Annotated in this window: 3 protein-coding genes; 1 reads left to right on the forward strand and 2 read right to left on the reverse strand. The window is 31.8% G+C overall.

All coding sequences use genetic code 11. The features are described 5' to 3' along the window. Positions 1-91: 91 nt before the first annotated feature. Positions 92-568 (forward strand): hypothetical protein, encoded by a 477-nt coding sequence (locus tag DW114_RS21040; protein WP_117456293.1) that lies wholly within the window; start codon positions 92-94, stop codon positions 566-568. Here DW114_RS21040 and DW114_RS21045 read toward each other — a convergent pair. Continuing rightward, entirely contained in the window at positions 565-1,509 is a 945-nt protein-coding gene (locus tag DW114_RS21045; protein WP_233511393.1) for an IS3 family transposase, read from the reverse strand. The genes DW114_RS21040 and DW114_RS21045 overlap by 4 nt on opposite strands. Further along, complete coding sequence (locus DW114_RS21050; RefSeq protein ID WP_117456297.1) at positions 1,467-1,910, reverse strand: HTH domain-containing protein; 444 nt, start codon at positions 1,908-1,910, stop codon at positions 1,467-1,469. The genes DW114_RS21045 and DW114_RS21050 overlap by 43 nt, the downstream gene beginning before the upstream one ends. Positions 1,911-2,021: the final 111 nt, after the last annotated feature.

Genomic DNA, 2,021 nt, shown 5'->3' on the forward strand with positions numbered 1-2,021 from the left:
TAAAGTGTACCCTTTGTCAAGGACAATTAAAAAAAAACCAGTGTAAATCTTAAAATAAATATACTATCCTTTAGCTATGGAGGTAAAGGATATGTATGATTATGAATTAAAATCAATTGGTAATGTAGAAGTGAAAGAGTTTTTGCTTGTTAGTGATGGATATAAACTAATAGGTTTTGTGGGTAAAGGAAATCATTTTAATTGGCTATCCATACCACAACTTTCTATCAGCGTTGAACTATCTAAGTTTAATGATGATTTTTGGAATGGTGAACAGTTAGCTTCTGTTATTGAAAATCCTATCTTAGTTGATCTGCTTGTTCATGTGATCAATGATCTTAGTGGTTTATTCAATAAAGATAAACAAGATTGTTTTGATGGTAAAAATTTTATAACTACAAGAGAATATACATTTTGGCTTGAATGCGAATGTGAAAGTCTTTCAAGACAATTGATTCAATTTGAATATGATTTATTCCCTTCTGATTTATCATTTGATGATTTTAAGAAGGAAAGATTGAATGATTATGTTTATTCTAGAAAACAATATGGCACAGATGCTTTTTAAGCTTCTGTGCCATATTTACTTAATGGATATATACCATTCACGCAGTATTCATAATATTCATTTGGTGATAATTTCGCAAGTTCCCATTGATAGCGTTCATTATTATAATAATCCATATAATCGTCTATAATGGCTTTTAGTTCTTCAAGAGTATTACAGTTCCTTATATCTATTTCATCTTTCATATGTCCAAAAAAACTTTCTTGTGGTGCATTATCCCAGCAATTCCCTTTTCTTGACATTGATTGTCTTAAATTTTTATCTTTAAGTAATTGCCTAAATTGTATACTTGTATAGTGACAACCTTGATCACTATGCAAATATACTTCTGTTTTAACCATACTGATTTCTTTGCCATGCCTGGATATCAGCTGCTTGACTGTTTCAAGTACGAAATCTATTTCTAATGATCCGCTTACTACATATGCTAATATCTGTTTTGTATATCCATCTTTCATACACGATAGATAAGCTTTTTTACCAGTTCCATAGAAGAGATATGTGATATCTGTAAGAATTACTTTCCTTGGTTCTTGTCGAAAATTCCTGTTCACCTCGTTTTTTGCGATACTATCGGTCTTGAGTGCTTTCACCATCCTTCTATAAGGATTCGCTGTTCGGATGGGACATTTAAGACCATATTTCTTCATTAAACGCCGGATTTTCTTTAGATTCATGACGATTCCTTTATGTAGTAGACGCATATAAATAGATCTAGCTCCTTTATTGTACCCACGATACATATAAGCCTCTAATATCAAATCAAAATCTTCTTGATCTTGTTTCTCACGTTTCATATTGGAATTTTTATTGTTGAACCAGCTATAATACCCAGATCTTGAAACACCTGCTATTTCGCATAACCAAGTGATATTCAAGAGATTATTATCATTCTCTGTTATTTCTTTGATACATCTATATTTTTCTTGAGTCGTTTCCATTCCGCCTTCTTGTCGATGAAATTTATTTTTTTTAGTGCGTTGATCTGTTGATTTTGATATTCCACTAAATGCTTTAGATAAGCAATTTCTTCATCTTGTGTCCTTTCTTTATGGCGGGGTCTTCCTGATGAATCTTCACGAGTGTCCTTGAATCCTGCTGATCTGGACGCTTGATTCTTTACTCGTTTAGTAATGTTGTGAACTCTTGATGGTCCTAATATGACAGGATCTAGCCCCATCTCTAATAAAATTTTAGAAGGATATGGATCACTTTGATATCTTATGTAAAACTGTTCACGGAATTCTTCTGTATAAGTAATGGACTTCTCACTAATATTTTTTACATATGGATTATGTCTTAGTTTTTCAATTTGTTCAGCTGTAAAATAATTTTTACCCATTGTTTCACTCCTTTCATTTAGCTTGATTATAGTATATCAAAAAAAGACCCCATAAAACGAGGTACTAGCAATTGGTTTTTTTCTAGTGTCCGTTTTACAGGGTACAGTTTA

The organism is Absiella sp. AM09-50 (genome assembly GCF_003433845.1).
Lineage (GTDB): Bacteria > Bacillota_I > Bacilli_A > Erysipelotrichales > Erysipelotrichaceae > Hoskinsella > Hoskinsella hominis.

Excerpts from the sequence above, each read along its gene's own strand:
- DW114_RS21045 (WP_233511393.1), bottom strand. The coding sequence starts at position 1,509 with ATGGAAACGACTCAAGAAAAATATAGATGTATCAAAGAAATAACAGAG.
- DW114_RS21050 (WP_117456297.1), bottom strand. The coding sequence starts at position 1,910 with ATGGGTAAAAATTATTTTACAGCTGAACAAATTGAAAAACTAAGACAT.
- DW114_RS21040 (WP_117456293.1), top strand. The coding sequence starts at position 92 with ATGTATGATTATGAATTAAAATCAATTGGTAATGTAGAAGTGAAAGAG.